This is a genomic window from Pseudomonas sp. IT-347P, assembly GCF_949768005.1.
Taxonomy (GTDB): domain Bacteria; phylum Pseudomonadota; class Gammaproteobacteria; order Pseudomonadales; family Pseudomonadaceae; genus Aquipseudomonas.
Genome location: NZ_CATKPQ010000053.1, coordinates 1 through 208 on the forward strand (window position 1 = coordinate 1; position 208 = coordinate 208).

Consider the following 208-nt stretch of genomic DNA (forward strand, 5'->3'; position numbering starts at 1 on the left):
TGTCGGCGGTATCGCCGTCGTCACCAATGGCGTGGCCGCAGGCTTCCCGCAATCGATCACCACGCCGCTGGGCAGCACGCTGACTATCACAGGTTTCAACGCCGCCACCGGTGTCGTGAGTTACAGCTACACCCTGGCCGATAACGAAACCCATCCGAACGCCGACGGCGCGAACAATCTGCCTGAGCAGTTTGCTGTCACGGTCGTT

The 208-nt window shown here is 61.5% G+C and carries 1 protein-coding gene; it reads left to right on the forward strand.

The genetic code is table 11. From position 1 onward, the window contains the following. The coding region (locus ACM6IV_RS19630) for a hypothetical protein (RefSeq protein WP_414871270.1) at positions 1–208 on the forward strand (208 nt) is incomplete at both ends.